The 23,661-nt window shown below is 33.0% G+C and carries 27 protein-coding genes; 20 read left to right on the top strand and 7 right to left on the bottom strand.

Annotated elements, in window-relative coordinates; all coding sequences use genetic code 11:
- Positions 1 to 4 precede the first annotated feature (4 nt).
- The gene (locus tag J2W48_RS20195) at positions 5 to 616 is read left to right on the top strand and encodes a 3-keto-alpha-glucoside-1,2-lyase-like domain-containing protein (RefSeq protein WP_310283622.1); all 612 of its coding nucleotides are present in this window, start codon (positions 5 to 7) and stop codon (positions 614 to 616) included.
- Positions 617 to 676: 60 nt separating this feature from the next.
- Here J2W48_RS20195 and J2W48_RS20190 read toward each other — a convergent pair whose 3' ends face one another.
- Complete coding sequence (locus J2W48_RS20190; protein WP_310283620.1) at positions 677 to 1,720, bottom strand: RluA family pseudouridine synthase; 1,044 nt, start codon at positions 1,718 to 1,720, stop codon at positions 677 to 679.
- Positions 1,710 to 2,330 (bottom strand): PASTA domain-containing protein, encoded by a 621-nt coding sequence (locus J2W48_RS20185; RefSeq protein WP_310283619.1) that lies wholly within the window; start codon positions 2,328 to 2,330, stop codon positions 1,710 to 1,712. The genes J2W48_RS20190 and J2W48_RS20185 overlap by 11 nt, the downstream gene beginning before the upstream one ends.
- A 369-nt stretch (positions 2,331 to 2,699) precedes the next feature.
- Between J2W48_RS20185 and J2W48_RS20180 the strand changes: the two genes are divergently transcribed.
- From J2W48_RS20180 to J2W48_RS20160, 5 genes are all read left to right on the top strand, one after another.
- Positions 2,700 to 3,671, top strand: a complete 972-nt coding sequence (locus J2W48_RS20180; RefSeq protein ID WP_310283617.1) for a D-alanine--D-alanine ligase — start codon at positions 2,700 to 2,702, stop codon at positions 3,669 to 3,671.
- Between the two features lie 136 nt (positions 3,672 to 3,807).
- Positions 3,808 to 4,500, top strand: coding sequence for a DUF421 domain-containing protein (locus J2W48_RS20175; protein WP_310283616.1), 693 nt, complete (start codon positions 3,808 to 3,810; stop codon positions 4,498 to 4,500).
- Positions 4,501 to 4,580: 80 nt separating this feature from the next.
- The gene (coaD, locus tag J2W48_RS20170; RefSeq protein ID WP_310283615.1) at positions 4,581 to 5,039 is read left to right on the top strand and encodes a pantetheine-phosphate adenylyltransferase; all 459 of its coding nucleotides are present in this window, start codon (positions 4,581 to 4,583) and stop codon (positions 5,037 to 5,039) included.
- 84 nt (positions 5,040 to 5,123) lie between these two features.
- A complete protein-coding gene (locus J2W48_RS20165) occupies positions 5,124 to 5,735 on the top strand; it encodes a zinc-ribbon domain-containing protein (RefSeq protein WP_310283614.1) in 612 nt (203 codons plus the stop codon).
- Between the two features lie 73 nt (positions 5,736 to 5,808).
- Positions 5,809 to 6,387, top strand: coding sequence for a PhnA domain-containing protein (locus tag J2W48_RS20160; protein ID WP_310283613.1), 579 nt, complete (start codon positions 5,809 to 5,811; stop codon positions 6,385 to 6,387).
- A 79-nt stretch (positions 6,388 to 6,466) separates the two neighbouring features.
- On the opposite strand, the gene J2W48_RS20155 is transcribed toward J2W48_RS20160, so the two are convergent.
- A complete protein-coding gene (locus tag J2W48_RS20155; protein ID WP_310283612.1) occupies positions 6,467 to 6,913 on the bottom strand; it encodes a hypothetical protein in 447 nt (148 codons plus the stop codon).
- Between the two features lie 345 nt (positions 6,914 to 7,258).
- Positions 7,259 to 8,608 (bottom strand): DEAD/DEAH box helicase, encoded by a 1,350-nt coding sequence (locus J2W48_RS20150; RefSeq protein WP_310283611.1) that lies wholly within the window; start codon positions 8,606 to 8,608, stop codon positions 7,259 to 7,261.
- Positions 8,609 to 8,782: 174 nt separating this feature from the next.
- Between J2W48_RS20150 and J2W48_RS20145 the strand changes: the two genes are divergently transcribed.
- The 3 genes from J2W48_RS20145 to J2W48_RS20135 all read left to right on the top strand — a co-directional run bounded on the left by J2W48_RS20145 (position 8,783) and on the right by J2W48_RS20135 (position 10,892).
- Complete coding sequence (locus J2W48_RS20145) at positions 8,783 to 9,133, top strand: DUF2200 domain-containing protein (RefSeq protein ID WP_310283610.1); 351 nt, start codon at positions 8,783 to 8,785, stop codon at positions 9,131 to 9,133.
- Between the two features lie 331 nt (positions 9,134 to 9,464).
- Positions 9,465 to 9,977, top strand: a complete 513-nt coding sequence (locus J2W48_RS20140) for a Crp/Fnr family transcriptional regulator (protein WP_310283609.1) — start codon at positions 9,465 to 9,467, stop codon at positions 9,975 to 9,977.
- A 72-nt stretch (positions 9,978 to 10,049) separates the two neighbouring features.
- Complete coding sequence (locus J2W48_RS20135; protein WP_310283607.1) at positions 10,050 to 10,892, top strand: acyl-CoA thioester hydrolase/BAAT C-terminal domain-containing protein; 843 nt, start codon at positions 10,050 to 10,052, stop codon at positions 10,890 to 10,892.
- A gap of 257 nt (positions 10,893 to 11,149) precedes the next feature.
- Here the strand turns inward: J2W48_RS20135 and J2W48_RS20130 are convergent, their stop codons facing one another.
- Complete coding sequence (locus tag J2W48_RS20130; RefSeq protein WP_310283605.1) at positions 11,150 to 11,752, bottom strand: NUDIX hydrolase; 603 nt, start codon at positions 11,750 to 11,752, stop codon at positions 11,150 to 11,152.
- A gap of 7 nt (positions 11,753 to 11,759) precedes the next feature.
- Between J2W48_RS20130 and pyrE the strand changes: the two genes are divergently transcribed.
- Positions 11,760 to 12,404, top strand: a complete 645-nt coding sequence (gene pyrE / locus J2W48_RS20125) for an orotate phosphoribosyltransferase (RefSeq protein WP_310283604.1) — start codon at positions 11,760 to 11,762, stop codon at positions 12,402 to 12,404.
- 25 nt (positions 12,405 to 12,429) lie between these two features.
- Positions 12,430 to 12,822, top strand: a complete 393-nt coding sequence (locus J2W48_RS20120; RefSeq protein ID WP_310283602.1) for an SRPBCC family protein — start codon at positions 12,430 to 12,432, stop codon at positions 12,820 to 12,822.
- A 159-nt stretch (positions 12,823 to 12,981) separates the two neighbouring features.
- Here J2W48_RS20120 and J2W48_RS20115 read toward each other — a convergent pair whose 3' ends face one another.
- Positions 12,982 to 13,710, bottom strand: coding sequence for a biotin--[acetyl-CoA-carboxylase] ligase (locus J2W48_RS20115; RefSeq protein WP_310283601.1), 729 nt, complete (start codon positions 13,708 to 13,710; stop codon positions 12,982 to 12,984).
- A 93-nt stretch (positions 13,711 to 13,803) separates the two neighbouring features.
- Between J2W48_RS20115 and rsfS the strand changes: the two genes are divergently transcribed.
- The 7 genes from rsfS (at position 13,804) to J2W48_RS20080 (ending at position 19,422) form a co-directional block, all read left to right on the top strand.
- Positions 13,804 to 14,175 carry a ribosome silencing factor gene (gene rsfS / locus J2W48_RS20110; RefSeq protein ID WP_007809313.1) on the top strand — a complete coding sequence of 124 codons (372 nt, stop codon included), beginning with the start codon at positions 13,804 to 13,806 and terminating at the stop codon, positions 14,173 to 14,175.
- A gap of 15 nt (positions 14,176 to 14,190) precedes the next feature.
- A complete protein-coding gene (gene ftsH / locus J2W48_RS20105; RefSeq protein WP_310283596.1) occupies positions 14,191 to 16,116 on the top strand; it encodes an ATP-dependent zinc metalloprotease FtsH in 1,926 nt (641 codons plus the stop codon).
- Between the two features lie 113 nt (positions 16,117 to 16,229).
- On the top strand, positions 16,230 to 16,835 hold the full coding sequence (locus J2W48_RS20100) for a lactate utilization protein B/C (RefSeq protein ID WP_310283595.1): 606 nt from the start codon (positions 16,230 to 16,232) through the stop codon (positions 16,833 to 16,835).
- A 1-nt stretch (position 16,836) separates the two neighbouring features.
- Positions 16,837 to 17,724: a phosphatidate cytidylyltransferase gene (locus J2W48_RS20095; RefSeq protein WP_310283594.1), complete on the top strand. Its 888-nt coding sequence runs from the start codon at positions 16,837 to 16,839 to the stop codon at positions 17,722 to 17,724.
- Positions 17,714 to 18,367: a phosphatidylserine decarboxylase family protein gene (locus J2W48_RS20090; RefSeq protein WP_310283592.1), complete on the top strand. Its 654-nt coding sequence runs from the start codon at positions 17,714 to 17,716 to the stop codon at positions 18,365 to 18,367. The genes J2W48_RS20095 and J2W48_RS20090 overlap by 11 nt, the downstream gene beginning before the upstream one ends.
- A complete protein-coding gene (locus tag J2W48_RS20085; protein ID WP_310283591.1) occupies positions 18,368 to 18,637 on the top strand; it encodes an acyl-CoA-binding protein in 270 nt (89 codons plus the stop codon). It begins immediately after the preceding gene.
- A gap of 5 nt (positions 18,638 to 18,642) precedes the next feature.
- Entirely contained in the window at positions 18,643 to 19,422 is a 780-nt protein-coding gene (locus tag J2W48_RS20080) for a superoxide dismutase (RefSeq protein ID WP_310283589.1), read from the top strand.
- 69 nt (positions 19,423 to 19,491) lie between these two features.
- Here J2W48_RS20080 and glmM read toward each other — a convergent pair whose 3' ends face one another.
- Positions 19,492 to 20,880, bottom strand: a complete 1,389-nt coding sequence (gene glmM, locus J2W48_RS20075; RefSeq protein ID WP_310283588.1) for a phosphoglucosamine mutase — start codon at positions 20,878 to 20,880, stop codon at positions 19,492 to 19,494.
- A gap of 205 nt (positions 20,881 to 21,085) precedes the next feature.
- On the opposite strand from glmM, the gene J2W48_RS20070 reads away from it, so the two are divergent.
- Together J2W48_RS20070 and J2W48_RS20065 are read left to right on the top strand one after the other, a co-directional pair.
- Positions 21,086 to 21,670 (top strand): acyl carrier protein phosphodiesterase, encoded by a 585-nt coding sequence (locus J2W48_RS20070; RefSeq protein ID WP_310283587.1) that lies wholly within the window; start codon positions 21,086 to 21,088, stop codon positions 21,668 to 21,670.
- A 158-nt stretch (positions 21,671 to 21,828) separates the two neighbouring features.
- Positions 21,829 to 23,613, top strand: coding sequence for a chloride channel protein (locus J2W48_RS20065; RefSeq protein WP_310283586.1), 1,785 nt, complete (start codon positions 21,829 to 21,831; stop codon positions 23,611 to 23,613).
- The last annotated feature ends 48 nt before the right edge of the window (positions 23,614 to 23,661 follow it).

Raw genomic sequence — 23,661 nt, 5'->3', positions numbered from 1 at the left:
AAATATGAAAATTAAATTTATTACATTATTAGTGGTTCATCTAATAATAATTTCGTGCTCAGGTACAATTTCAACTGCAAAAAAAGAGTATACAATAACGCAAGATTCACAATTAAAATCAGACTGGAGTTCAAGCTCAAAGGAATGGTTTCTTTCAAAAGATACCTTAACAGGAAAAGGAAGTCCAATGCATTGGGGAGTTATAGAATCTAAAAAAGAGCTTCCAAAAAATTATGAAATCAATTTTAGAGTAAATATGACAAAAGAATCTTTATTTGAGATCATGCTAAACTCAGAAAAAGAAAAATACATTAGAACATATTTGTATCAAATAGATCAAAATATCGTTATCGGAAGAGGAACATACAAAAAAGGAAGTGACGAATATGAAATGCGTGGAGGCCCAAGTTTATTTACTGAATCAATGAAATTAGAAAATAATAAGTGGTATTTGGTGAAAATAAAAGTTTTAAATAACCAATTGTCTTTCTCGGTTAATGATGAAACAACGTTAGAATGTTCTATCGAAAAAAGCAATTTAAACCTAAAAGGAAAATTAGGATTTATTACAAACGGAGAAGTCCAAATAACAGATTTAACGATTAAAAGTATATAACAAAAAAGCTCCAAACCGGAGCTTTTTTGTTATATACTTTTCTAATTGACTATTATCAAATTAATTTTCTTCCTCCTCAACATGATGTGATTTCGAATAATTACGCCATTTTTCAAGACAGTCCTGAAAATCCTGGGGCAATTCGGTATCAAAACGCATCATTTCCTTTGTATTCGGATGTACAAAACCAAGTGTTTTAGCATGCAGCGCCTGACGTGGCAATGCCTTAAAACAATTGTCTATAAACTGTTTGTATTTGGTAAACGTAGTTCCTTTCAAAATCAAATGACCTCCGTAGCGTTCGTCATTAAATAACGGATGTCCAATATGCTTCATGTGCGCACGAATCTGGTGTGTTCTTCCCGTTTCTAATTTACAGGAAATCAACGTTACATAACCAAAACGTTCCAAAACCTTATAATGTGTAATTGCAGGTTTTCCTATTTCAGGGTCTGCAAAAACTGCCATTTGCATACGGTCTTTCAAATGTCGGGCAAGGTTTCCTTCAATTGTTCCTTCCTCTTCGGCAACATTTCCCCAAACAAGGGCAATATATTCACGTTCAGATGTTTTGGCTTCAAATTGTTTTGCCAAATGCGTCATTGCCGCTTCGGTTTTGGCAATCACCAAAAGTCCTGATGTATCCTTGTCAATTCTATGAACCAATCCTGGACGTTCACTGCTGTTCATTGGCAAATTATCAAAATGATGTGCTAAGGCATTTACCAAAGTTCCTGTATAATTACCATGTCCCGGATGCACGACCATTCCAGGTTCTTTGTTGATTAACAATAATGCATCATCTTCATACACAATATTCAACGGAAGATCTTCAGGCAGAATATGATTTTCAAACGGCGGATGTGATAACATCACCGTAATAATATCAAAAGGTTTTACCTTATAATTTGATTTTACCGGAATATCATTCACAAAAATATTCCCTTCACTGGCAGCATTCTGAATTTTATTTCGAGTAGAATTCTGAATCATATTCATCAGATATTTGTCAATTCTCAAAAGCGCCTGACCCTTCGGAATTTCAAATCTGTAATGTTCAAATAACTCGTCTTCCAGATCTAAATTTTCAATATTATTGTTCATCTTGCGGGTTTTCGGTTGAGGCACCTAAACTATCTACATCCTGGCTATCATGCACATAGGTTGCTTTTCCGTCTCCCAAAACCAAATCGATTTTAGAAGCTTTCAGCACTCTGTCTCCTGCTTTTAAGTTTCTGCCTTTATGGCGAATTTCCAAAACCATATCTTTTCCAAGGTTCGGAATATAGGTAATCGTTCCTTCTTCAAGACCTAAAGCCTTCAATGTCGGAACAGCTTCACGATATGTTTTCTCAATTAAATCAGGTATTCTTACTGATGAGAATCCGGAAGCGTTAATTTTAATATATATTTTTCTTCCTACTTTCACTTTCGTTCCAGGTAACGGATCCTGCTCAACAACACTGTATTTCGGAAATTCACTTCGGTAATCCACGCTATCCAAAAGCACATAATCCAGGTCCAGTTCGTCCAGTTTTTTTTCAACCTGCTCTTCAGTCAGTTTAGATAAATTCGGAACCTCAATTTCATGACCATGATCAGTTGTAAAAGTCAGCCAATGCATAAATAAATACACTAAAACAACAATAATAGCAATAGCAATCAATATTTGTATAAAAAAAACCCGACTTGTAAAATACTTACGTAAACTCATAAATTTATTTTTATTTGTGGCAAAGATAAAGCTATTTCGTTTCAAAAAAAATGATAATTTTGTTTAAAACAAGAAAGCTTTTAATACTCGTTATTAGAAGGAGCTGTTTCCTGCTGTCCGCTATATCTTTTGTGCTCCCGATAGCTATCGGGACCGGCACAAAAGGATGCTGCTCCCATCAGGGCTAGGGCGTTAGGTTTTATAAGAACTCTTTCTTTTTTTATCAGAAATGACAAACAGAACGAAAATAGAAAACAGATTAACAAAAATCCTTGCAAAACTGAAATTTGGCTTTAGCCGAATTGGCGAAGCAAACAAAAGAAAACCTGAAACCTGAAAAAAAACGATTCAACATATAAACAGTAAAAAATGAAAAACATTGCCATCATCATGGGCGGATATTCAAGCGAATACAAAATTTCGCTTATCAGCGGAAACGTCGTGCACCAATATCTTGACAAAACAAAATACAACGGATTCCGTATTCATATTTTCAAAGAAAAATGGGTGTATGTAGACGAAAACGATGCTGAGTTTCCAATTGATAAAAATGATTTTTCTGTTACTGCAAACGGAGAAAAAATCACTTTCGACTGTGTTTTCAACGCCATCCATGGAACTCCGGGTGAAGACGGATTAATGCAGGCGTATTTCGAATTGCTGGGCATTCCGCAGTCTTCCTGCGATTATTATCAATCGGCACTCACATTCAACAAACGTGATTTATTATCGGTTTTAAAACCATACGGAATCAAAACGGCTATTTCTTATTACCTAAACAAAGGTGATGTTATCAATACCGCGGAAATCATTAAAAAAGTAGGTTTGCCATGTTTTGTAAAACCAAACAAAGCCGGTTCAAGTTTTGGAATCTCAAAAGTAAAAACGGCTGCCGAACTGCCAATCGCCATTGAAGTAGCGTATAAAGAAGACAACGAAATTATCATTGAAAGTTTCCTTGACGGTACCGAAGTTTCTGTTGGCGTAATCAATTATAAAGGAGAAATCAAGGTTTTACCAATCACCGAAATTGTTTCTGATAATGATTTCTTCGATTATGAAGCCAAATACGAAGGAAAATCACAAGAAATCACACCAGCCAGAATCTCCGATGAACTAACAAACAGAGTGAGTGAAGTAGCAAAACGTGCTTACGAAGTCCTAAAAATGAAAGGTTTTTCAAGAAGCGAATTCATCATCGTAGACAATGAGCCCTACATGCTTGAAATGAATACCATCCCGGGATTAACGACAGAAAGCTTGATTCCACAGCAAGCAAAAGCAGCCGGAATTTCTTTGGAAGACTTATTTACAAATGCAATTGAGTTGGCGCTTTCTTAAAAGTCACCAGGGTTCTGAGATTCTAAATGCTAAGATCTCAGAACCTTTTTTAATACACAATCTTGGCAGAATTGATAAAAAAAGATAAAACCTTTGAACCTTTGTTACCCGGAACCTTTGAACCTCAAACAAAAAAATGAAAGAAATCTTCGAATGGAATAGAATACTTTTTAATGAATTACCAGAAATTTTTATTCTGGAAGTAATATTTCGTTCTACTGTAATGTTCATCATTTTATTGTTGACACTAAAATTGGCCGGAAAACGAGGCGTAAAACAATTGTCTATTTTCGAAACTGTAATTATTATAGCATTGGGTTCCGCAGCCGGTGATCCCATGTTTTATGAAGATGTTGGAATTGTACCGGCAATTATCGTTTTTACTGTTATTATTATTTTGTACCGTTCTGTAACCTGGCTTACCGGAAAAAGCAAAAAATTTGAAGACTTTATAGAAGGCAAAACGGAATGTCTAATTAACGACGGGAGATTTTCTGTATCAAGTTTCAAAAAAGAGACTTTAGCCCAGGACGAATTTTTCTCTGAACTTCGCGTAAAATCAATTGAACATTTAGGACAGGTAAAACATGCTTTTATAGAACCCAGCGGTGAAATCAGTGTCTTTTATTACGAAGACAAAGAAGTAAAACACGGTCTTCCTATCCTGCCAGCTTTATTCTGCACAAAAAGTAAAATAATTCTAACAGACGGTATTTATTCCTGTACATTTTGTGGTCACACCGAAGAAAAAAAAGCAGGAACAGCAAAATGCTATGTATGTAACAAAGAAGAATGGGTTTCGGCAATAAATACAAAAAGAATTACCTGAATGAAAGTCAATTTCAATTTTTAAAATTAAAAACATTTGCGCCTTTGTGCCTTTGCAGCTTTGAACCTTAAAAGAAAAAAATGAAAAAAGCCATATTTCCCGGATCTTTTGATCCAATCACACTTGGACATGAAGACATCATCAAAAGAGGAGTTTCCCTTTTTGATGAAATCGTAATTGCGATTGGTGTCAATGCTGAAAAAAAATACATGTTTTCATTAGAAGAAAGAAAGCGTTTTATCGAAGAAACTTTCAAAGATGAACCAAAGATTTCGGTAATAACCTACGAAGGCCTTACAATTGATCTTTGCCATAAACTAAAAGCTAATTTCATTTTAAGAGGTCTGCGCAATCCGGCCGATTTCGAATTTGAAAAAGCTATCGCCCATACCAACAGACGCTTGTCAAAAATTGAAACAGTATTTTTATTAACAGCTGCAAAAACTTCTTATATTAGTTCAAGTATTGTTCGTGATGTATTGCGTAATGGTGGAGAATATGAAATGCTCGTTCCGGATGCGGTAAGAGTAAAAAAGTAATTTTTATTATTAGTTTAAAAATATAAATTTAAAAAAGTAAGCGATATTCTTATTTTTGCAAGAACTAACTCAAAAAAACCTGAAATGATATTTTTTTACGGAACTAAAGCTGCCAATTTAAGAAATGGCCAAATTATCAATGTAGACTGCCCAAATTGTAATACAAATGTATCTATGACCTATAGCATATTTGGAAAATATGGTCATTTATATTGGATTCCTTTTTTCCCGATTAAAAAATTAACTTTTGCTGAATGTAATTCATGTAAAAAGACATTTGAAAAGACTGAATTGTCATCTTCGATTCAGCAAAAATTAGAAAGAGAAAAAGAAAAGAACAATGTTAAAACACCTATATGGATGTTTTCAGGATTATTTTTAATTGCTGGTATTTTTGTATTAATTTTTTATACTTCACATCAAACAGATGTAAATAGTGAAAATTTTATTAAGAGTCCAAAAGTTGGGGACATTTATTTCATCAATTCAGCAGAAAGGCATTATTCAACTATGAAAGTTGATCAGGTTTCAAAAGACAGCCTAGTTGTTTTCATGAATGATATGGAAATTGATTCAAAAACTGACATTGATAAGATTGATGTAGTCGAAAATTATAAAAAAACATACAGCGTGGCTAAAAAAGATATGCTGAAACTTTATAAGGAAGAGAAAATTTATGAAGTTAAACGAGATTAATTGCTAATCGTGAATTATAAATTTGCGAAATGTTCTATTTAACTATACTTTCGCCAAAAATCAAAATAATATAATGAGCATCGAAAGAGAATTAAACAAACGCAGCGGGTCTAAATGTGAACTTTGTGGCGCTGAAGAAAACTTAAAAGTATACCAGGTATTACCCACTCAAAAAGGCGGACTTGATGAAAGTATATTAGCATGTAATACGTGCATTGACCAAATTGACAACCCTGACAATGTTGATTTGAATCACTGGAGGTGTTTAAACGACAGTATGTGGAATGAAAATGTTGCCGTACAAGTTGTAGCCTGGAGAATGTTAAGTCGTATGCGTGCTGCAGGATGGCCACAGGAATTATTGGATATGATGTATTTAGATGAAGATACTCTGGCATGGGCACAGGCAACCGGAGAAGGCGAAGATGATGAAAACAAGATTATTCACCGTGACAGTAATGGCGTTATTTTAGAGCACGGAGATTCTGTAGTTTTAATCAAAGACTTAAAAGTTAAAGGTTCCAGTATGGTCGCCAAACAAGGCACTGCCGTACGAAACATCCGTTTAGATCATGAAAATGCAGAATACATTGAAGGTAAAGTAGACGGTCAGCAAATTGTAATCATTACTCAATATGTGAAAAAGATATAATTCAGATTTTATATATTTATCTATAAACAACAAAGGCTATTCAGAATTGAATAGCCTTTGTTGTTTTATTTTGAATCAATTATTTTTGAAATAATTTATTAATCTGATCCTTTATAAACGGTTCAGAGATACTGCTTGTTACAGAAGAAGCATCTTTAGAAGAAACCATAAACTGAACTGTAGCTTTATCAGGGCTAACACTTCCTGTATAGTGCAACCAAATGTAATTATTAGGCAATTCTAATTTAATATCATATAAAGGACTTGCAGTAAAGCCGTTCATAATAATATTATAAAGATTTACATAATCGTTATTAACGTTTTTAAATGCAAACTTTCTTAAACTTGAAGACTCATCCTCATTCTGAATACTAGTATAAAATACTGTATACTCATCTCCAATTTTTTGAATGTAGTTGTTGTTTACTTTTCCTAGTTTTTCAACTGGTACGGTCTCTAAAACTTTAATCTGTGCGAAAGACGCAAAACTCAAGAACAAAATGCCAATGGTAATAATTCTTTTCATAATTAATTTGGGGTTATTATTTGCTTGTGCAATAAACGCAGAAATTATGATAAATTAAAGTGTTAATCGTTAATTTATTTAACATTAAAGAAAATTGTTGTTCATAATTGAATTACATTCCATAAAAACACATTATAACCTTCTATAAATCAGATAAATAACACGCTATTAAAAAACATTAATTTAATGATAAAGTATCCAAATCATAAAATTACAACCCAGTAAATATGTTAAAAAAACAGATATTTTACTACAAATATCGATTATAAAAAGGCTGCTGGTTTTAGAATATTTGAAAAAAATCTTTAGAAAAACATCTGAAGTATTTAAACATGCCATACAAAATTATTTCTCCTCTTCTTTCTTTACCACTTTTCTGGCCACTTCAATCTTAAATTTCTTACCTTTCATTTTTTCATCCTTGATATTTTTAAGAAGATCTTTTACCTTATTATATTTTACGGCTGCAAAAGAAATAAAATCTTTCACTTCAATCAGGCCTAAATCGCCTTTTTCGAGTTTTCCTTTTTGGGAAAAGAAACCTACTATATCAATTTTATTCAGTTTTGTTTTTTTCCCGCCACTGATATAAATGGTTTGATATTCGGGAGGCTTTGGTAAAGCTGTTGTGTTTTCTACTTTCAGGACATCCATACCATAATCGATATAATCTAATTGCTTTTCACTTTCGTGGATAATGATATAGGCAGTTCCCGAAGCCAGCATACGGGCTGTACGTCCATTACGATGTGTAAATTCATCTTCTTTTAAAGGTAAATGATAATGAATCACATGTTTCATTTCCGGAATATCCAGTCCACGGGCAGCCAAATCTGTCGTAATTAAATAACTTACACTTCCGTTCCTGAACTGAATCAAAGCACGCTCACGCTCGTCCTGATCCATTCCGCCATGATAATACGTGGCATAAATTCCCTTTTCGTTCAACGTATCGCTGATACGTTCTGCAGCATCACGATGGTTACAAAATATAATAGCCGATTGTGATTTCAGCGAGCATATCAAATTAAACAAACTCGTTAATTTATCTTTTGTCGGTGACTCAATCATTTTCATAGAAAGATTCGCCTTCTCCTCTTCTTCCGGAATGAAATCTAAAATCGTTGGATTTACCACACGGGTATATTTTGGAATCTCAATATCTGAAGTTGCCGAAACCAAGACACGTTTGTTTAGTTTTGATAATTTTCCGATGATGAAAGACATTTGCTCATGAAAACCCAATTGTAATGACTTATCGAATTCATCTAATATTAATGTCTGAATTTTATCTGTCCTGAAAGTTTCCCTGTCAATGTGATCGGCAATTCTGCCCGGAGTTCCAATTAAAACAGCTGGCGGATTACTCAAATTCTTGATTTCGGTATCAATCGAGTGGCCTCCATAGCAGATGTTTACTTTATAAGCAGTTCCCATTTTTTTCCAAACCTGCTCAATTTGCAGGCCTAATTCACGCGAAGGCACTAAAATTAAACATTGAACTGAAAGAATTTCAGGTTGTAATAATTCTAACACTGGCAGTAAAAAAGCCAATGTTTTTCCTGATCCTGTTGGAGAAAGAAGCAAAACATTATTCTCGTTTAAAATAGCATCCTGTGCAGCTTCCTGCATTTCGTTAAGGCTCTGAATACCTAAGTTCGAAAGTATATTGTTGGAATGGTGATTTTTATTCATTTTGCAAAAATAGGAAAATTAGAGTTGAGATTCGTCCATTTTTAGGTTAACAGTGAATTCCCCTCATTACTTCAATTCTTTTAGTCATAAATTTTATTGTATTATTTACATCCATTTTAACTATTTTTGAATAGCAGCAATCTACGCAATTTTCAATTTAACTTAAAAAGAACTATGGAAAAGCATAGAATATTTACAACTTCTTTCGCAAGCGTATATCCGCATTATATCAATAAAGCAGAGAAAAAAGGTCGTACAAAAGCCGAAGTTGATGTTATAATCTGTTGGTTAACAGGATATTCTCAACAACAGCTAAAGCTACTAATAGAAAACAAAAAAGACTTTGAAACTTTTTTTGCAGAGGCTCCTCAATTAAATGAAAATGTTATAAAAATTACCGGGGTAATTTGTGGTTATCGGGTTGAAGAAATCGAAAACAAGCTCATGCAAAAAATTCGTTATTTAGACAAGTTGATTGATGAGCTGGCCAAGGGAAAGGCAATGGAAAAGATTTTAAGAAGTTAGAGAAAATCAATAATATAATTACGAATAAATTAAATGATTGGCTAACAACAATATTGTAGTAAAAAACCAGACCACTCTCTATGGGTTAAAAGTCCATAGATTTGATTGGCAGACTGAAGTCTGCAAGGTTGAACACTATTTATAAGAAGCTAAAGCAAAATGTACTTAAAGTACATCGTTGTAAACTATATCTGAGGCCAATAAAAATTACTTATAATGTATCAATGATAAATTTATCGAAAAAAGAAAAACAAATTTAAAAAACAGAATCATCGAACAAGAAGAAATATTATTCAGACATTTTGAAGAATACATCAGGCTAAATAATGAATTGAAAACTGCTTTAATCAATAAAATCAGTTTTGTTACTTTTAAAAAGGGTGATCTGATACATCATGCAGATAAAGTATGTACAAAATCCTATTTTATCCAAAAAGGACTATTTCGTACTTATTTTATTAAAGACGGAAAAGAAATTAGTGAATATTTTCCGGCGGAAGGAGAATGGAGTAATTCACCAAAAAGTTTTAGAACAAGAACTTTGGACATTTATTATATTGATGCCATTGAAGACACCCGGGCATTTTGTTTACAGGTGAATGATTTGATGTATTTATTTGAAAATTTTCCTGAGATGGAACGTTATGCAAGATTGTCAATGGGAACCATTTTTGGGCATTTGATGGAGAGAATTACGTCAATGCGCTTTACTACTGCAAAAGAAAAATACAACCACTTTATAGAAACTTATCATGACATTCATCACAGAATTCCATTGGGGATGATCGCCTCCTATTTAGGTATAACTCAGGAAACTTTGAGCAGAATCAGAGCTGAAAAATGATTTTTTGATATAGATCAAAAACTATTCTGTCTATTTAATTCAACTTTGTGAAAACTTTAATTATTTAGACAGATGAATATTTCAAAATTAGTAAGTATCGCAATTTTCTCAGTTAGTTCAATATTTGGTTATACACAAGACACTATTAAAGCAAAAAATGCAGAAGCAATCTTATATCTTGGAAAAGGAGAAAAACAACCATTGATAGTTGGACTTGGGGGCTCAGAAGGAGGGAATGTATGGACAAAAGACTATTGGAAAAAGACAAGAGATGAATTTACAGAAAGAGGATATGCTTTTTTAGCTATTGGATATTTTGGATGCAGGAATACACCAGAAATTTTAGATAAAATTGCAATCGATGCTATTTATAATGCAATTGCTGAAGCTTCAAAAAATAAAAGAATAAATAAAAAGAAAATTGCAGTAATTGGAGGTTCCAGAGGCGCTGATTTAGCTTTACTCCTGGGCACTTATTACAAAGATATTACTTGTATTGTAGGCATGTCAACCAGTCATGCTGTTTTTCCCGGACATACTCAGGAATTCAATTCTTCCTGCTGGACATTCAAGGGAAAGGAACTCCCTTATGTACCGGTAAATGAAGAAGCCGTTCCTTTCTTAATGAAAAGAGATTTGAGAGGTACTTTTGAAGCAATGCTTAAAGACACGATAGCAGAACAAAAAGCATTGATAAAAGTTGAAAAAATTAATGGCCCTATTCTACTGCTTTCAGCAACAAAAGACGAAATAATACCGGCAGTAGAAATGGGAAATAAAATCACGGCCAGATTGAAAGAATACAATTTTAAATATCCTTATAAACATCTGGTTCTTGAAGGGACACATACAGAACCGACTCAGCATTTTGATGAAATTTTTAGTTTTTTGAATAACAACTTCATCAAAAAATAAATACAGTTTCAGTTAAAAACACTAACTGGATCAAATATAATTATGTACTTTTCCAGAACAAACCCCGCAAAAAACCTGATAGTTCCTCATTAGGGGCAAGTAGCGCGGATAGCCCAACACCATTTAAAAAAACCCCCCAATGAACTTTGCGTTCATTGGGGTTTTTTTTTAAATGGTGGCAAGCACTTATCAATACTAAATTTCAATGGCAAAGATTAATATTATAAATTCTAATTTGAAATTGGGAGCTGATATTGCTATTGCAATTGATTTTCTTTTTCAAATAATAATTTGATATTTTCGTAAGAGTTTTTTAAGGCTTCTTTGATTTGTTCCGGATTAAGCCAGGCCACTTTTTCTATGCCCTCTTCGAGCTGTCCTTGAGGAATTCCTTCAAAATCAGATTGCATTTCGAACCAATGCGTAATTTTTAATTTATATTTTCCGTTACGTTTAAAAACATGGTAAGTCTTTTGAAGTTTATTGATAATTTGAAGTTTACCTACGCCGGTTTCTTCTTCAACTTCTCTCATAGCAGTCTCTTCAATCTCTTCGCCTTTTTCTATTCCGCCTTTCGGCAAATCCCATTTTCCATTTCTAAAAATAAATAAAACTTCTTTTTTATTATTATAAACAAATCCTCCTCCCGCTTTATTAACAGGAATTTTAGCTTTTAAAGTTTTCATAATCTCCTTTTCGTCAGGATGATATAAATAAGCCTTTTGAATTTTATTTTGAAACATCTTGACAATAAGTTGTTCAATATCAATACTCTCTAATAGAAACAATTGAAAATCGGTCTCCTTTGAGATTTCATTTGTCAAAAAAAGTGGTTTGTCGTTCACAAAAACTTTATACATTTGTACTATGATTTTTAATAAAGATACTGCCGAAAAAACAGCCGAATTGCTTTTGCAAATAAATGCAATTAAATTGAATCCAGGAAATCCTTTTACATGGGCTTCAGGATGGAAATCACCTATTTATTGTGATAACAGGCTAATACTCTCGTTTCCAATGATAAGAAATTATATCAGGAATGAGTTTGCAAAGAACATTGAAAAACAATTTGGAAAACCGGATGTTATTGCCGGTGTTGCTACAGGAGCGATAGGAGTAGGAATTTTAGTGGCCGAAAGCCTTGGATTGCCCTTTGTTTATGTACGCCCGGAACCAAAAAAACACGGAAGACAGAATCAGGTTGAAGGCTTTTTGCAAAAAGGCCAGAATGTGGTGGTGGTCGAAGATTTGATTAGTACCGGTAACAGCAGTCTGATGGCAGTAGAAGCATTACGTAACGAAGGTGCAAATATTAAAGGGATGGCTGCAATTTTCACCTATGGTTTTAATGTTGCCGAAGAAAACTTCAAAAATGCTAATGTTGATTTATACACATTGAGCAATTATACTAATTTATTAGAATTGGCGGTCGAAAAACAATACATTTCTGAAGATGATCTGACTGCTTTACAGGAATGGAGTGTTACCCCGTCTACCTGGGGACAGGAATAATTGTAGAAACAAACAAATAAAAAATATGAACTTAGAAAGTCCGAAAGTTACTGTTCAGAAATCAGCTCAAGAATTATTTGATTTATTGTCTGATGTTAAGAATTTTGAAAAACTAATGCCTGAAAATATTGCTAAATTTGAAGTAATTGGCGAAGATGCTTTTATTTTTGGACTGAAAGGGATGCCTGAAATAAAACTGAAAATGAAGGAGAAAACAGCACCAAACAAAATTGTTTTAGGAGCTGCAAGTGATAAACTTCCATTTACTTTAGTTTCTAATATAGAAAGCACCTCTGATTCATCAAGTGAAGTACAATTACTTTTTGAAGGAGAATTCAACGCAATGATGGCTATGATGATTAAAGGTCCAATTGGAAAATTCATTGAAACTTTGGCAAATAATATGACAAAGCTATAATTGTTAATGATTGATTGTAAATTATTAATTAAAAGTCCGATTTGATCGGACTTTTTTTGTTAAAAATATAGGATTAACCTTTTGTTTCAAGAAGGTTTTCCAGATATAAGCAAAATTTTTAATTAAACCTTTGCCACTTTGAACCCTATTCACCAACTATCAGTAAAGCATCTGAACCTCTTTTATATCAAATTCTGTAACAGAATCATCTTCAAGTAAAATTTGTATTTTCCCGATTGGAGAAACGCCCTGAATAATTCCCATGAAATTTTGATTTTTGAGGTCCTTAAACGGCATTGGAACTCCTTTTTTAAATAACGAATTAAAATATTCTTTCCAAAAAAAATCTGAATCTGTTTTCCATGCTTCTATCCTCAATTCCAATTTTTCAAGAATTAAAACTACCAAAAAATCTTTATCAAATTCCGTATTACTAACCACTGCTAATGAAGAAGCATTAGGAAGATTTTCAAAATTGGTTTGGTTTACATTGAGACCAATTCCAACAACTGACACGATCCTGCCATCACTTTTTAAGGCATTTTCAATTAAGATGCCACCAATTTTTTTATTGTATGACATAATGTCGTTAGGCCATTTTATGCTCAAATCAGGAATATTCAATGATTTTAATGCATCGATGACTGATAATGAAATAACAATGCTCAGATTAAATACCTGTTCATTATCAAAAAGAAAATCTTTGACCAAAACACTCATTGTTAAGTTCTTACCTGACTCCGTAAGCCATTGTGCCCCCATCTGTCCTTTTCCTTTGGTCTGATTTTCAGCAGTTACTACTGTAAAATTATCGGGTTCATCCTGACTTGCCAATGCTTTGAGGAAATCGTTTGTAGAATCTATGGCATCGAGTTTGATTAGTTTCATTAAAGCAATTTAAATAACTTAATTTAATATTTTGTTAAGGTTCAAAATTAATGACAAAATTTGGTAACTTTACAAAATCATATAAAATAATTCATGGCGAAAAAGACTATTAATAACGATGTTCTGTTGGCGAACATAATCAAAGGAATTGAAGAAGTAAAAGGAAACGATATTGATATTCTTGACTTAAGGGAAATAGACACTGCTGTTTGTGACTATTTTGTAATTTGCAACGGAAGCTCTAACACTCAAGTTAACGCAATTGTAAATTCAATTCAAAAAACAGTATCCAAAGATTTAAAAGATAAACCCTGGCATGTAGAAGGAACTGATAATGCTGAATGGGTATTAATGGACTATGTGCATATTGTAGTACATGTTTTCCAAAAACATATTCGTGAATACTATAACATCGAGAGCCTTTGGGGTGATGCCAAAATAACTACAATCGAAAACAAATACTAAAGAAACTTTCTTCTAATGGCTAAAGATAATAATCCAAATCCGAATAAATTTAAAATAAGTCCCTGGTTAATATATACTGCAATACTTTTAGTCTTTTTATTTATAAGTTTTGCAACCGGAGGATCCAGTTTAAGCGAACCTATACAATTGTCTCCACCAAATTTCAATACGCTTTTACAAAAAGGTGAGGTTGAAAAAGTGATTATTTACAACAAATCTGAAACTGAAGTTTTTTTGACTGAGGCTGCGCTTAAAAACCCGGCTAATAAAAAAGTTGCCAAAGATATGTTTAACGGACTAAATAAAGGTCCACATTATATCGTTAAAGTCGGAGATATTCAGAATTTTGAAAAATCACTTAAGACAGCGGTAGATGAAAAAAAATTAAAAGATTATTCTTTTCAGGAAAAAAACAACTGGAGTGACATTTTGATTAGTCTGCTTCCAATCATCATTATTATTGGTGTATGGATTTTCATTATGCGTAAAATGTCTGGCGGAGGTGCCGGCGGAGGCGGACAAATTTTCAACATAGGAAAATCAAAAGCTAAATTATTTGATGAAAAAACAGATATCAAAACTACATTTAAAGATGTAGCAGGTCTTGAAGGTGCAAAAGAAGAAATACAGGAAATTGTAGAGTTTCTTAAAAACCCTGAAAAATATACTAATCTGGGAGGTAAAATTCCTAAAGGAGCTCTTCTTGTAGGACCTCCGGGAACTGGTAAAACATTATTGGCAAAAGCGGTGGCAGGAGAAGCACAAGTGCCCTTCTTCTCATTATCAGGTTCTGATTTTGTTGAGATGTTTGTTGGTGTTGGTGCATCCCGTGTTCGTGATTTGTTCAAACAAGCAAAAGAAAAATCTCCTGCTATCATTTTCATTGATGAAATTGACGCTGTTGGTAGAGCAAGAGGAAAAAGCAATATGTCAGGCGGAAATGACGAAAGAGAAAACACTTTGAACCAGTTATTAACAGAAATGGATGGTTTTGGCACTAACTCAAACGTAATTGTGTTGGCCGCAACCAATAGAGCTGACGTTCTTGATAAAGCTTTAATGCGTGCAGGTCGTTTCGACAGACAAATTTTTGTTGACTTACCGGACATTCGTGAAAGAGCTGAAATATTTGCCGTTCACCTGGCTCCTATCAAAAAAGTAGAGGGTCTTGATTTAGATTTCTTAGCCAAGCAAACTCCTGGATTTTCTGGTGCCGATATAGCTAATGTTTGTAACGAAGCCGCCTTAATTGCTGCCCGTCACAACAAAGCTGCTGTTGACAGACAAGATTTCCTTGATGCTGTTGATAGAATCATTGGTGGTCTTGAAAAGAAAAATAAAATTATTACTCCGGACGAAAAGAGAGCAATTGCTATTCACGAAGCTGGTCACGCAACTGTAAGCTGGATGTTAGAACATGCTGCGCCTCTTATTAAAGTAACTATTGTTCCTCGTGGACAAAGTTTGGGAGCTGCCTGGTATCTTCCGGAAGAAAGACAAATCGTAAGAACTGACCAAATGCTAGACGAAATGTGTGCAACTATGGGAGGAAGAGCTGCTGAAAAAGTAACTTTTGACAGAATTTCTACCGGAGCTTTGAGCGATTTGGAAAAAGTAACACGTCAGGCTCGTGCAATGGTTACCATTTATGGTTTGAATGATAAAATAGGAAATGTTACCTATTATGATTCAACAGGACAAAGCGAATACAATTTCTCTAAACCATATTCTGATGAAACTGCAAAAGTAATTGACAAAGAAATTTCAGAATTAATTGAAGGTCAATACCAAAGAGCCATTCATATTTTAGAAGAAAACAAAGACAAGTTGAATCAGCTTGCCGATATTTTAATTGAAAAAGAAGTAATCTTTAAAGATGATCTTGAAAACATTTTCGGAAAACGTACTTTTGATAAAAATTTGGGAGAAGTAGTCTCATAAACTTTAACTAAATATTTAATATTTTTTAAAATCTTAATTCAAAACACCCTTTTGAATTAAGATTTTTTTATCTTTGAACGTTTTCAATTAACATGTAAAGTATTTCATATATAATGAGTTTTTTCAAAAAAATATTTGGTTCTGGAAGTGCCTCTTCAGATGAAGAACATGAAAGTGAATATGCAGGTACCCCAAATTCTGATAGTCATTTATCAATAGACGAAAAATTCATTTTTAATTTTAAAAAGAATGGAGGAAAATTTTTGTATTGCGAAAACAAACAAGAAGTTGCTGATCAATTTGAAAACATATTAGAAGAAAACGATTGGTTTGAAAGTGAAGTTTTATGTTATGAAACTGCTCTTTTTAATTTGTTAGATGAGAACAAATTACTTTACACTTCCCCATCAAATCCAAAATTCTTATTGGCAAGCTGTGAAAACCTAATTGGCGAAGAAGGTTCTATTTTATTTTCATCCAAACAAATAAAGCAAAACAAACCCAACGAATTACCTGTAAATATTGTAATTATTGCAACTACTAGTCAAATTGTTCCTATGAAAAGCGATGGTCTAAGTGCTATAAAGCGTAAATATGAAAGAGACTATCCTACCAATATTACGACAATAAAATATTTCGAAAAAGCAAAAGAAGAAGATTTTACCCAATACGGAAGTGTTGCCAAAAATCTTTACTTACTGCTCTTAGAAGATCTTTAAGATGAATGAAACACTAAAGAGAGCCACTTCAGGTGCTGTTTATATTGTATTGCTACTAACATCTATTCTGTTTTCTACTGAAAGCTTTATTGCGCTTTTTGGAATTTTTCTAGTTATTGCCGCTTATGAATTTTGTAATTTAGTCAGGATTAATAAAATTATTTCGTTAACCTTTTCCTTTTTTCTTTATTCAGCTATTATTTTACTCAGTTTCTACAAAATGGAAACTGAAAATTATTTAAATATTTTTCTTAAAGACAATATTGAAATTATTATAAATGTTGATCACTTATATATTGTGTTACTTGTAATCACATTAATAATATCTACAAAATGCATTGTATTTTTGTTTGACAACACACAAGAAATAAGTAACATATCCAAGTATTTATATCTTTTAGGATATATCATACTCCCATTTATTTTTATTATCAAAATTTCTTTCGGAATTAAAGATTATAATCCTAAAATTATTATTGGCCTGTTTATTCTTATATGGACAAATGATACTTTTGCTTATATAGTAGGAAAGTCAATAGGAAAACATAAATTATTTGAGCGTATCTCTCCAAAAAAAACAATTGAAGGTTTTATCGGTGGAGCTATTTTTGCTGTTCTTACCGGATTTTTGATTTCAAAATTATACATCAGGCCAAATCCGGATTTCAGTCAAAAATCAATTTTAATATGGACTATAATTGCTTTAATTGTCAGTATTTTTGGAACAATAGGTGATTTGATTGAGTCAAAATTTAAACGTATTGCGGGAGTAAAAGACAGCGGTGCCATAATGCCAGGACACGGAGGTGTATTAGATCGATTAGATAGTGTTATATTTGTAGCACCAGTTATATATTTATTTTATCAAATTTTATATTATGTTTCATAAAGAAGGAGCCCAATCAATTTTATTAGGTACAGTTTTTACTGTAGCCGTACTTTTAATTGCTGACAAGTTTATTGATATTTATTGGCTAAGAATGGCTGTTCAGATAGCTGCCCTATTGGTCTTGATTATTATTTTGCAATTTTTTAGAAATCCTAAAAGAATAGCTGTCAAAAATACTGATCAGATACTTTCTCCTGTCGATGGCAAGGTTGTAGTAATTGAGGAAGTATACGAAGGTGAATTTTTTAAAGACAAACGTTTACAGGTTTCCATTTTTATGTCTCCAATTAATGTGCATGTAACACGTTATGCAATGGATGGGATCATAAAATTCAGTAAATATCATCCCGGAAAATTTCTTGTTGCCTGGCATCCAAAAGCAAGTGAGGAAAACGAAAGAACCACTGTGGTTATTGAAAATGAAAGCTTTGGACAAATTTTATATCGCCAAATAGCAGGCGCATTAGCACGCAGAATTGTCAATTATGCTCAGGAAGGAATGCAGGTAGTACAGGGTACAGATGCCGGTTTCATAAAATTTGGTTCCAGAGTAGATTTATTTTTACCTTTAGGTACTCCAATTAATGTAGTATTGAACCAAAAAGCAATTGGTGGCAAAACTATTATTGCTACAAAAGCATAAATGACAGGAAAAGATTTAGATATTCGTTTTTCAGAGGCAGTTGAAAAAGCTTTAAAAATGACACAAGCCTCACTGCCACAAGATGTGCAGTTAAGATTATATGCCTATTACAAACAGGCAACATTTGGAACTACCATTTACAATCAATCTGATAATTTTGATTTACGTAATGCTTTTAAAACGAATGCCTGGATGCAGATTAGCCATATTTCAATAGAAGAAGCTAAAGAAAACTATATCGAAATCATTAATTCCTTAACATCAAAATAATTATTATGAAGAATCTATTTAATCGGCTTTGGCTTTTTGCTTCATTAATTACATTATTTTCTTGTAATGATAAAAAATTGACTGAAGTTGTTGAAGTACCATTACCTACTAAGGAAGAAAAATTAACAATCGGGACTCCAGAAGACGTAAAAGCCGAACCAGGATCTTTCGAGCTTACTAAATTACCATTTTCTTACAATGCATTGGCGCCTGAAATAAGATCGTTGACAATGGAAACCCATTATTCAAAACATTATTTAACTTATACGAATAACTTAAATAAAGAAATTGCTACAACTGAATTTGAAAATGCCCCTATTGAAGATATCTTAAAAAAATTAGATCTGAATAATGCCAAACTCCGACAGAATGCAGGTGGTTATTACAATCATACTTTATACTTCAATATTTTAACACCAAAAGAACAAACCCCAAAAGATACTTTATCCGGATCTATTAATAAAGAATTCGGGTCTTTTAGCAATCTTACCAGTCTATTCAAAAATGCGGCCAATAAACAGTTTGGTTCAGGCTGGGTTTGGTTAGTCGTTGACAAAGCAGGCAAACTACAAATTACAACAACCGAAAACCAGGACAACCCTTTAATGAGAAATGCTCTGATACCCGGAACACCAATTTTAGGTATTGATTTATGGGAACATGCGTACTATCTGGATTACCAAAACAGAAAGAAAAGTTATATCGATGCTTTTTACAAATTAATCAATTGGGAAAAAGTAAACGAAAATTATAAAACTGCCCTGACGAAGGTAAAAAAATATTAAATTTATTTTCAATTATAAAAAAGTTTGATGGATTTTTGTTCATCAAACTTTTTTATATAATTAACAAGCTTAAATGCCGGCAATAACTTTTATCTCATCAATAATTCGCAATGCCAAAACATCAGCTTTCTCCTGAGATGGAGCTTCAGTATAAATTCGGATAATAGGTTCTGTATTTGATTTTCTTAAATGAACCCATTCAGCAGCAAAATCAATTTTAACACCATCAATTGTGGTGATATCTTCATTTTTATATTTTTCAGTCATAGCTATTAAAATTGCATCAACATCAATTTGTGGTGTTAATTCAATTTTATTTTTACTCATATAATATTCAGGATAGGAAGCTCTCAATGCAGAAACCGATATTTTTTTATGAGCCAAATGCGTCAAAAACAAAGCCACTCCTACCAAACTATCTCTTCCATAATGCGACTCAGGATAAATAATTCCACCATTTCCCTCTCCTCCGATAATAGCATTATTTTTTTTCATTAATTCAACCACATTCACTTCGCCTACTGCACTGGCTTCGTAGTTTCCATTATGACCAACTGTTACATCGCGTAATGCACGGGATGAAGACATATTCGAAACTGTGTTTCCGGGAGTTTTACTCAAAACATAATCGGCACAAGCTACCAATGTGTATTCTTCTCCAAACATTTCTCCGTCTTCGCAAATAAATGCTAAACGATCTACGTCCGGATCAACAACTACGCCTAAATGGGCTTTTTCTTTTACTACCAATTCAGAAATATCAGTTAAATGCTCTTTTAAAGGTTCCGGATTATGAGGAAAATGCCCATTTGGTTCACAGTATAATTTCACTACCTCAACCCCCATTAATTCAAGTAATTTTGGAATAATAATACCACCTGACGAATTTACTCCATCAACAACCACTTTAAATTTAGCCGATTTTACAGCTTCAACATCTACTAAAGACAAATTTAAAACCTCGTCGATATGAATGTCCATATAAGCATCATTTATCGTGATTTCTCCCAAATTATCAACATCCGAGAAATCGAAAGCCTCAGCATCGGCAATTTCTAAAATTTTAGCGCCTTCATCTCCGCTCAAAAACTCTCCTTTTGCATTCAATAATTTCAAGGCATTCCATTGTTTAGGATTATGAGAAGCGGTTAAAATAATTCCGCCATCTGCTTTTTCCAAAGGAACAGCAATTTCTACAGTTGGCGTTGTTGAAAGCCCTAGATCAATTACGTTAATTCCTAAACCAATTAAAGTGTTTACAACTAAGTTATGAATCATTGGGCCGGAAATTCTGGCATCACGACCAATTACAACCGTTAATTTTTCTTTTGAAGTATTATTTTTCAGAAAGGTTCCGTAGGCCGATGCAAATTTTACAGCATCAACAGGAGTCAGGTTATCTCCTACTTTACCTCCAATAGTTCCACGTATTCCTGATATCGATTTTATTAAAGTCATTTTTGTGAGTTATGGTTACCAGTTACAAATATAAAAAAGTTGATGAGTTACTTAGGTGCTATGCTACTAAGATTTCAAAATAATATTAAATGTTAAGTTTAAATACTAAGCAGGCATTCTAAAAAATGATTTAAAAAAGTTTTTATACATTTACAAGAATGAATTTAGCGACTTAGCTTATCAGAACCCTTTAGTACCTCAAAAAATGAACTTTCTAGCCCACATATATCTTTCTGGTGATAATGATTTAATAAAGATTGGTAATTTTATGGCCGATGGAATTCGCGGGAAGCATTTTGAGCATTTTCCTGAGGATGTTCAAAAAGGAATCATTTTACATCGTTTTATTGATACTTACACCGATTCTCATGATGTTTTCAGACAAAGCACCAAGCGATTGCACGAAAAATATCATCATTATTCCGGTGTGATTGTAGATATTGTATATGATCATTTTTTAGCCAAAAACTGGACTAAATATTCTGATGAAAAACTGGAGGATTTCATTAATAGATTTTACAAATCATTACATGAAAATTATGATATTCTGACGGAAAGAACTCAGGGAATGATGCTGTATATGATTGAACAAAATTGGCTTTTGAGTTATCAGACAGTAGGTGGCATTCATCAAATTTTGACACAAATGGACATGAGGTCAAAAAATGTATCAAAAATGCAATTTGCAAGCGAAGACCTGAAAGAATTTTATTCGGAATTTGAACAGGAATTTACGTTGTTTTTTGAAGACATAAAAACACATTCCAAACAAAAATTACTTTCATTATAAAACATTATTAGCTTTTTAAGCTCAAAATCATACGATTAATAAATTAGAAAAGATTGCTTGTAAGCCGATTTTGGCAGATTATAATTTTAAATAGATTTATTATAATAATTTCAAATCTTTAAAGCTAAATTTGCAGTACACCTAACTTTTTAAAGATAATGTTAAGACTTTTTTTTCGGAAACTAGAAAGCATTATAGCTTTGGGGCAATCTATATTGACCCCAAAACAATTTATCTTTTTATCGAGTGTTTTAGTAGGTATATCCTGTTCTCTTGCAGTAATCATCTTAAAAACATTTGCCCATAGCGTTTTTTCGTTTGCAACTTATATCAACGGAATTTTAAAGTTGAGTTTTATCAATAGTATTTTACCCATAATTGGTATTTTGCTGACTGTTTTTGTTGTTAAAAAGGTTTTACACGGAAACATTCAAAAAGGGACTTCTCAAATTTTATATGCTGTCGCTAAAAAAGCCAGCATCATTCCGAAAAAGCAAATGTATGCTCAGATCGTTACAAGTTCCCTGACAGTTGGTTTAGGAGGTTCTGCCGGACTGGAAAGTCCTATTGTTATTACAGGTGCTGCATTTGGATCAAATTATGCTCAAAATTACAAACTGCCTTACAAGGACAGAACTTTACTGATTGGCTGTGGTGTTGCCGCAGGAATTGCTGCCGCATTTAATGCACCTATTGCCGGTGTTCTGTTTGCAATCGAAGTTTTATTGGTAGATGTTAGTATTTCAGCATTCACCCCTATTATGATTTCTGCTGCTACAGGCGCATTAGTTTCTGCAATACTACTGGATGAAACTATTCTTCTTTCCTTTAAAAAACAGGAAACATTTGATTACAATAATATTCCTTTCTATGTAATTTTAGGAATACTAACGGGACTGGTAGCAATATATTATTCCAGAAATTTTCAGAAAGTGGAGCACTATTTTTCTACATTAAAAATGAATCCTTATAAAAAAGCTTTATTTGGATCTTCAATTTTGGCAGCTCTGATTTTTATTTTCCCAACTCTTTTTGGAGAAGGTTATGAAAGTATTAAAACCTTATCTGAAAATGATCCGGGACAATTATTGGATAATACTTTATTTGGCGATTTCAGAAATAACCAATGGGTTTTACTTCTTTTTGTAGGATGTACTATGATGGTGAAAGTTTTTGCTTCAGGATTAACTATTGGAAGCGGGGGAAATGGAGGGAATTTTGCCCCATCCCTGTTTTTAGGCTCATATTTAGGCTATTTTTTTTCAAAATTTATTAGTCTGACAGGCTTATCCCAATTACCAATCAGCAATTTTACCATGGTAGGAATGGCAGGTATTTTAAGTGGATTGTTTCATGCACCGCTTACCGCAATTTTCTTGATAGCAGAAATTACCGGAGGCTATAGCCTTATGATTCCTCTTATGATTGTTTCATCTATAAGTTTTGCGATATCAAAACGCTTCGAAAAATATTCTCTTGATGTAAAAAACCTGGCTAAAAAAGGACATGCCTTTACGAGTAATAAAGATTCGAATATTCTTTCAACTTTAGATATTAATCGCATAATTCAAACCGATTATTTAACGGTTTCACCGAATGAAAACCTAAGCAAACTGGTTGATCTTATTTCCCATTCCAATCAGGTTGTTTTTGCTGTCGTAAACAAGGAAAATGAACTTGTTGGTGTTGTACATTTTAATGATATCCGGGAGATTATTTTTAATCCGTATCGTGTAAAATATACTATGATTAAAGATATTATGAAAACTCCTGCAGCCACAATTTATTCATACGATAGTATGGAAATTGTCATGCGGAAATTTGAAATCTCTAAATCCGCATTTCTACCCGTTTTACGGGACGATAAATACTATGGTTTCATTTCCAAATCTATAGCGCTTGAAGCTTATAGAACCAAGTTGCGTTCTATGACAATTGAATAAATTAATATCGGATAAGTAAATTTTTTTGTTATCCGATATTAAAAAGTA

The organism is Flavobacterium piscis, from assembly GCF_031457575.1.
Lineage (GTDB): Bacteria > Bacteroidota > Bacteroidia > Flavobacteriales > Flavobacteriaceae > Flavobacterium > Flavobacterium piscis_A.
Note: the sequence above shows the minus strand (reverse complement) of the source record. Positions and strands in the feature narration are given on the sequence as shown.

Excerpts from the sequence above, each read along its gene's own strand:
- J2W48_RS20195 (WP_310283622.1), top strand. The coding sequence starts at position 5 with ATGAAAATTAAATTTATTACATTATTAGTGGTTCATCTAATAATAATT.
- J2W48_RS20190 (WP_310283620.1), bottom strand. The coding sequence starts at position 1,720 with ATGAACAATAATATTGAAAATTTAGATCTGGAAGACGAGTTATTTGAA.
- J2W48_RS20185 (WP_310283619.1), bottom strand. The coding sequence starts at position 2,330 with ATGAGTTTACGTAAGTATTTTACAAGTCGGGTTTTTTTTATACAAATA.
- J2W48_RS20180 (WP_310283617.1), top strand. The coding sequence starts at position 2,700 with ATGAAAAACATTGCCATCATCATGGGCGGATATTCAAGCGAATACAAA.
- J2W48_RS20175 (WP_310283616.1), top strand. The coding sequence starts at position 3,808 with ATGAAAGAAATCTTCGAATGGAATAGAATACTTTTTAATGAATTACCA.
- coaD (WP_310283615.1), top strand. The coding sequence starts at position 4,581 with ATGAAAAAAGCCATATTTCCCGGATCTTTTGATCCAATCACACTTGGA.
- J2W48_RS20165 (WP_310283614.1), top strand. The coding sequence starts at position 5,124 with ATGATATTTTTTTACGGAACTAAAGCTGCCAATTTAAGAAATGGCCAA.
- J2W48_RS20160 (WP_310283613.1), top strand. The coding sequence starts at position 5,809 with ATGAGCATCGAAAGAGAATTAAACAAACGCAGCGGGTCTAAATGTGAA.
- J2W48_RS20155 (WP_310283612.1), bottom strand. The coding sequence starts at position 6,913 with ATGAAAAGAATTATTACCATTGGCATTTTGTTCTTGAGTTTTGCGTCT.
- J2W48_RS20150 (WP_310283611.1), bottom strand. The coding sequence starts at position 8,608 with ATGAATAAAAATCACCATTCCAACAATATACTTTCGAACTTAGGTATT.
- J2W48_RS20145 (WP_310283610.1), top strand. The coding sequence starts at position 8,783 with ATGGAAAAGCATAGAATATTTACAACTTCTTTCGCAAGCGTATATCCG.
- J2W48_RS20135 (WP_310283607.1), top strand. The coding sequence starts at position 10,050 with ATGAATATTTCAAAATTAGTAAGTATCGCAATTTTCTCAGTTAGTTCA.
- J2W48_RS20130 (WP_310283605.1), bottom strand. The coding sequence starts at position 11,752 with ATGTATAAAGTTTTTGTGAACGACAAACCACTTTTTTTGACAAATGAA.
- pyrE (WP_310283604.1), top strand. The coding sequence starts at position 11,760 with ATGATTTTTAATAAAGATACTGCCGAAAAAACAGCCGAATTGCTTTTG.
- J2W48_RS20120 (WP_310283602.1), top strand. The coding sequence starts at position 12,430 with ATGAACTTAGAAAGTCCGAAAGTTACTGTTCAGAAATCAGCTCAAGAA.
- J2W48_RS20115 (WP_310283601.1), bottom strand. The coding sequence starts at position 13,710 with ATGAAACTAATCAAACTCGATGCCATAGATTCTACAAACGATTTCCTC.
- rsfS (WP_007809313.1), top strand. The coding sequence starts at position 13,804 with ATGGCGAAAAAGACTATTAATAACGATGTTCTGTTGGCGAACATAATC.
- ftsH (WP_310283596.1), top strand. The coding sequence starts at position 14,191 with ATGGCTAAAGATAATAATCCAAATCCGAATAAATTTAAAATAAGTCCC.
- J2W48_RS20100 (WP_310283595.1), top strand. The coding sequence starts at position 16,230 with ATGAGTTTTTTCAAAAAAATATTTGGTTCTGGAAGTGCCTCTTCAGAT.
- J2W48_RS20095 (WP_310283594.1), top strand. The coding sequence starts at position 16,837 with ATGAATGAAACACTAAAGAGAGCCACTTCAGGTGCTGTTTATATTGTA.
- J2W48_RS20090 (WP_310283592.1), top strand. The coding sequence starts at position 17,714 with ATGTTTCATAAAGAAGGAGCCCAATCAATTTTATTAGGTACAGTTTTT.
- J2W48_RS20085 (WP_310283591.1), top strand. The coding sequence starts at position 18,368 with ATGACAGGAAAAGATTTAGATATTCGTTTTTCAGAGGCAGTTGAAAAA.
- J2W48_RS20080 (WP_310283589.1), top strand. The coding sequence starts at position 18,643 with ATGAAGAATCTATTTAATCGGCTTTGGCTTTTTGCTTCATTAATTACA.
- glmM (WP_310283588.1), bottom strand. The coding sequence starts at position 20,880 with ATGACTTTAATAAAATCGATATCAGGAATACGTGGAACTATTGGAGGT.
- J2W48_RS20070 (WP_310283587.1), top strand. The coding sequence starts at position 21,086 with ATGAACTTTCTAGCCCACATATATCTTTCTGGTGATAATGATTTAATA.
- J2W48_RS20065 (WP_310283586.1), top strand. The coding sequence starts at position 21,829 with ATGTTAAGACTTTTTTTTCGGAAACTAGAAAGCATTATAGCTTTGGGG.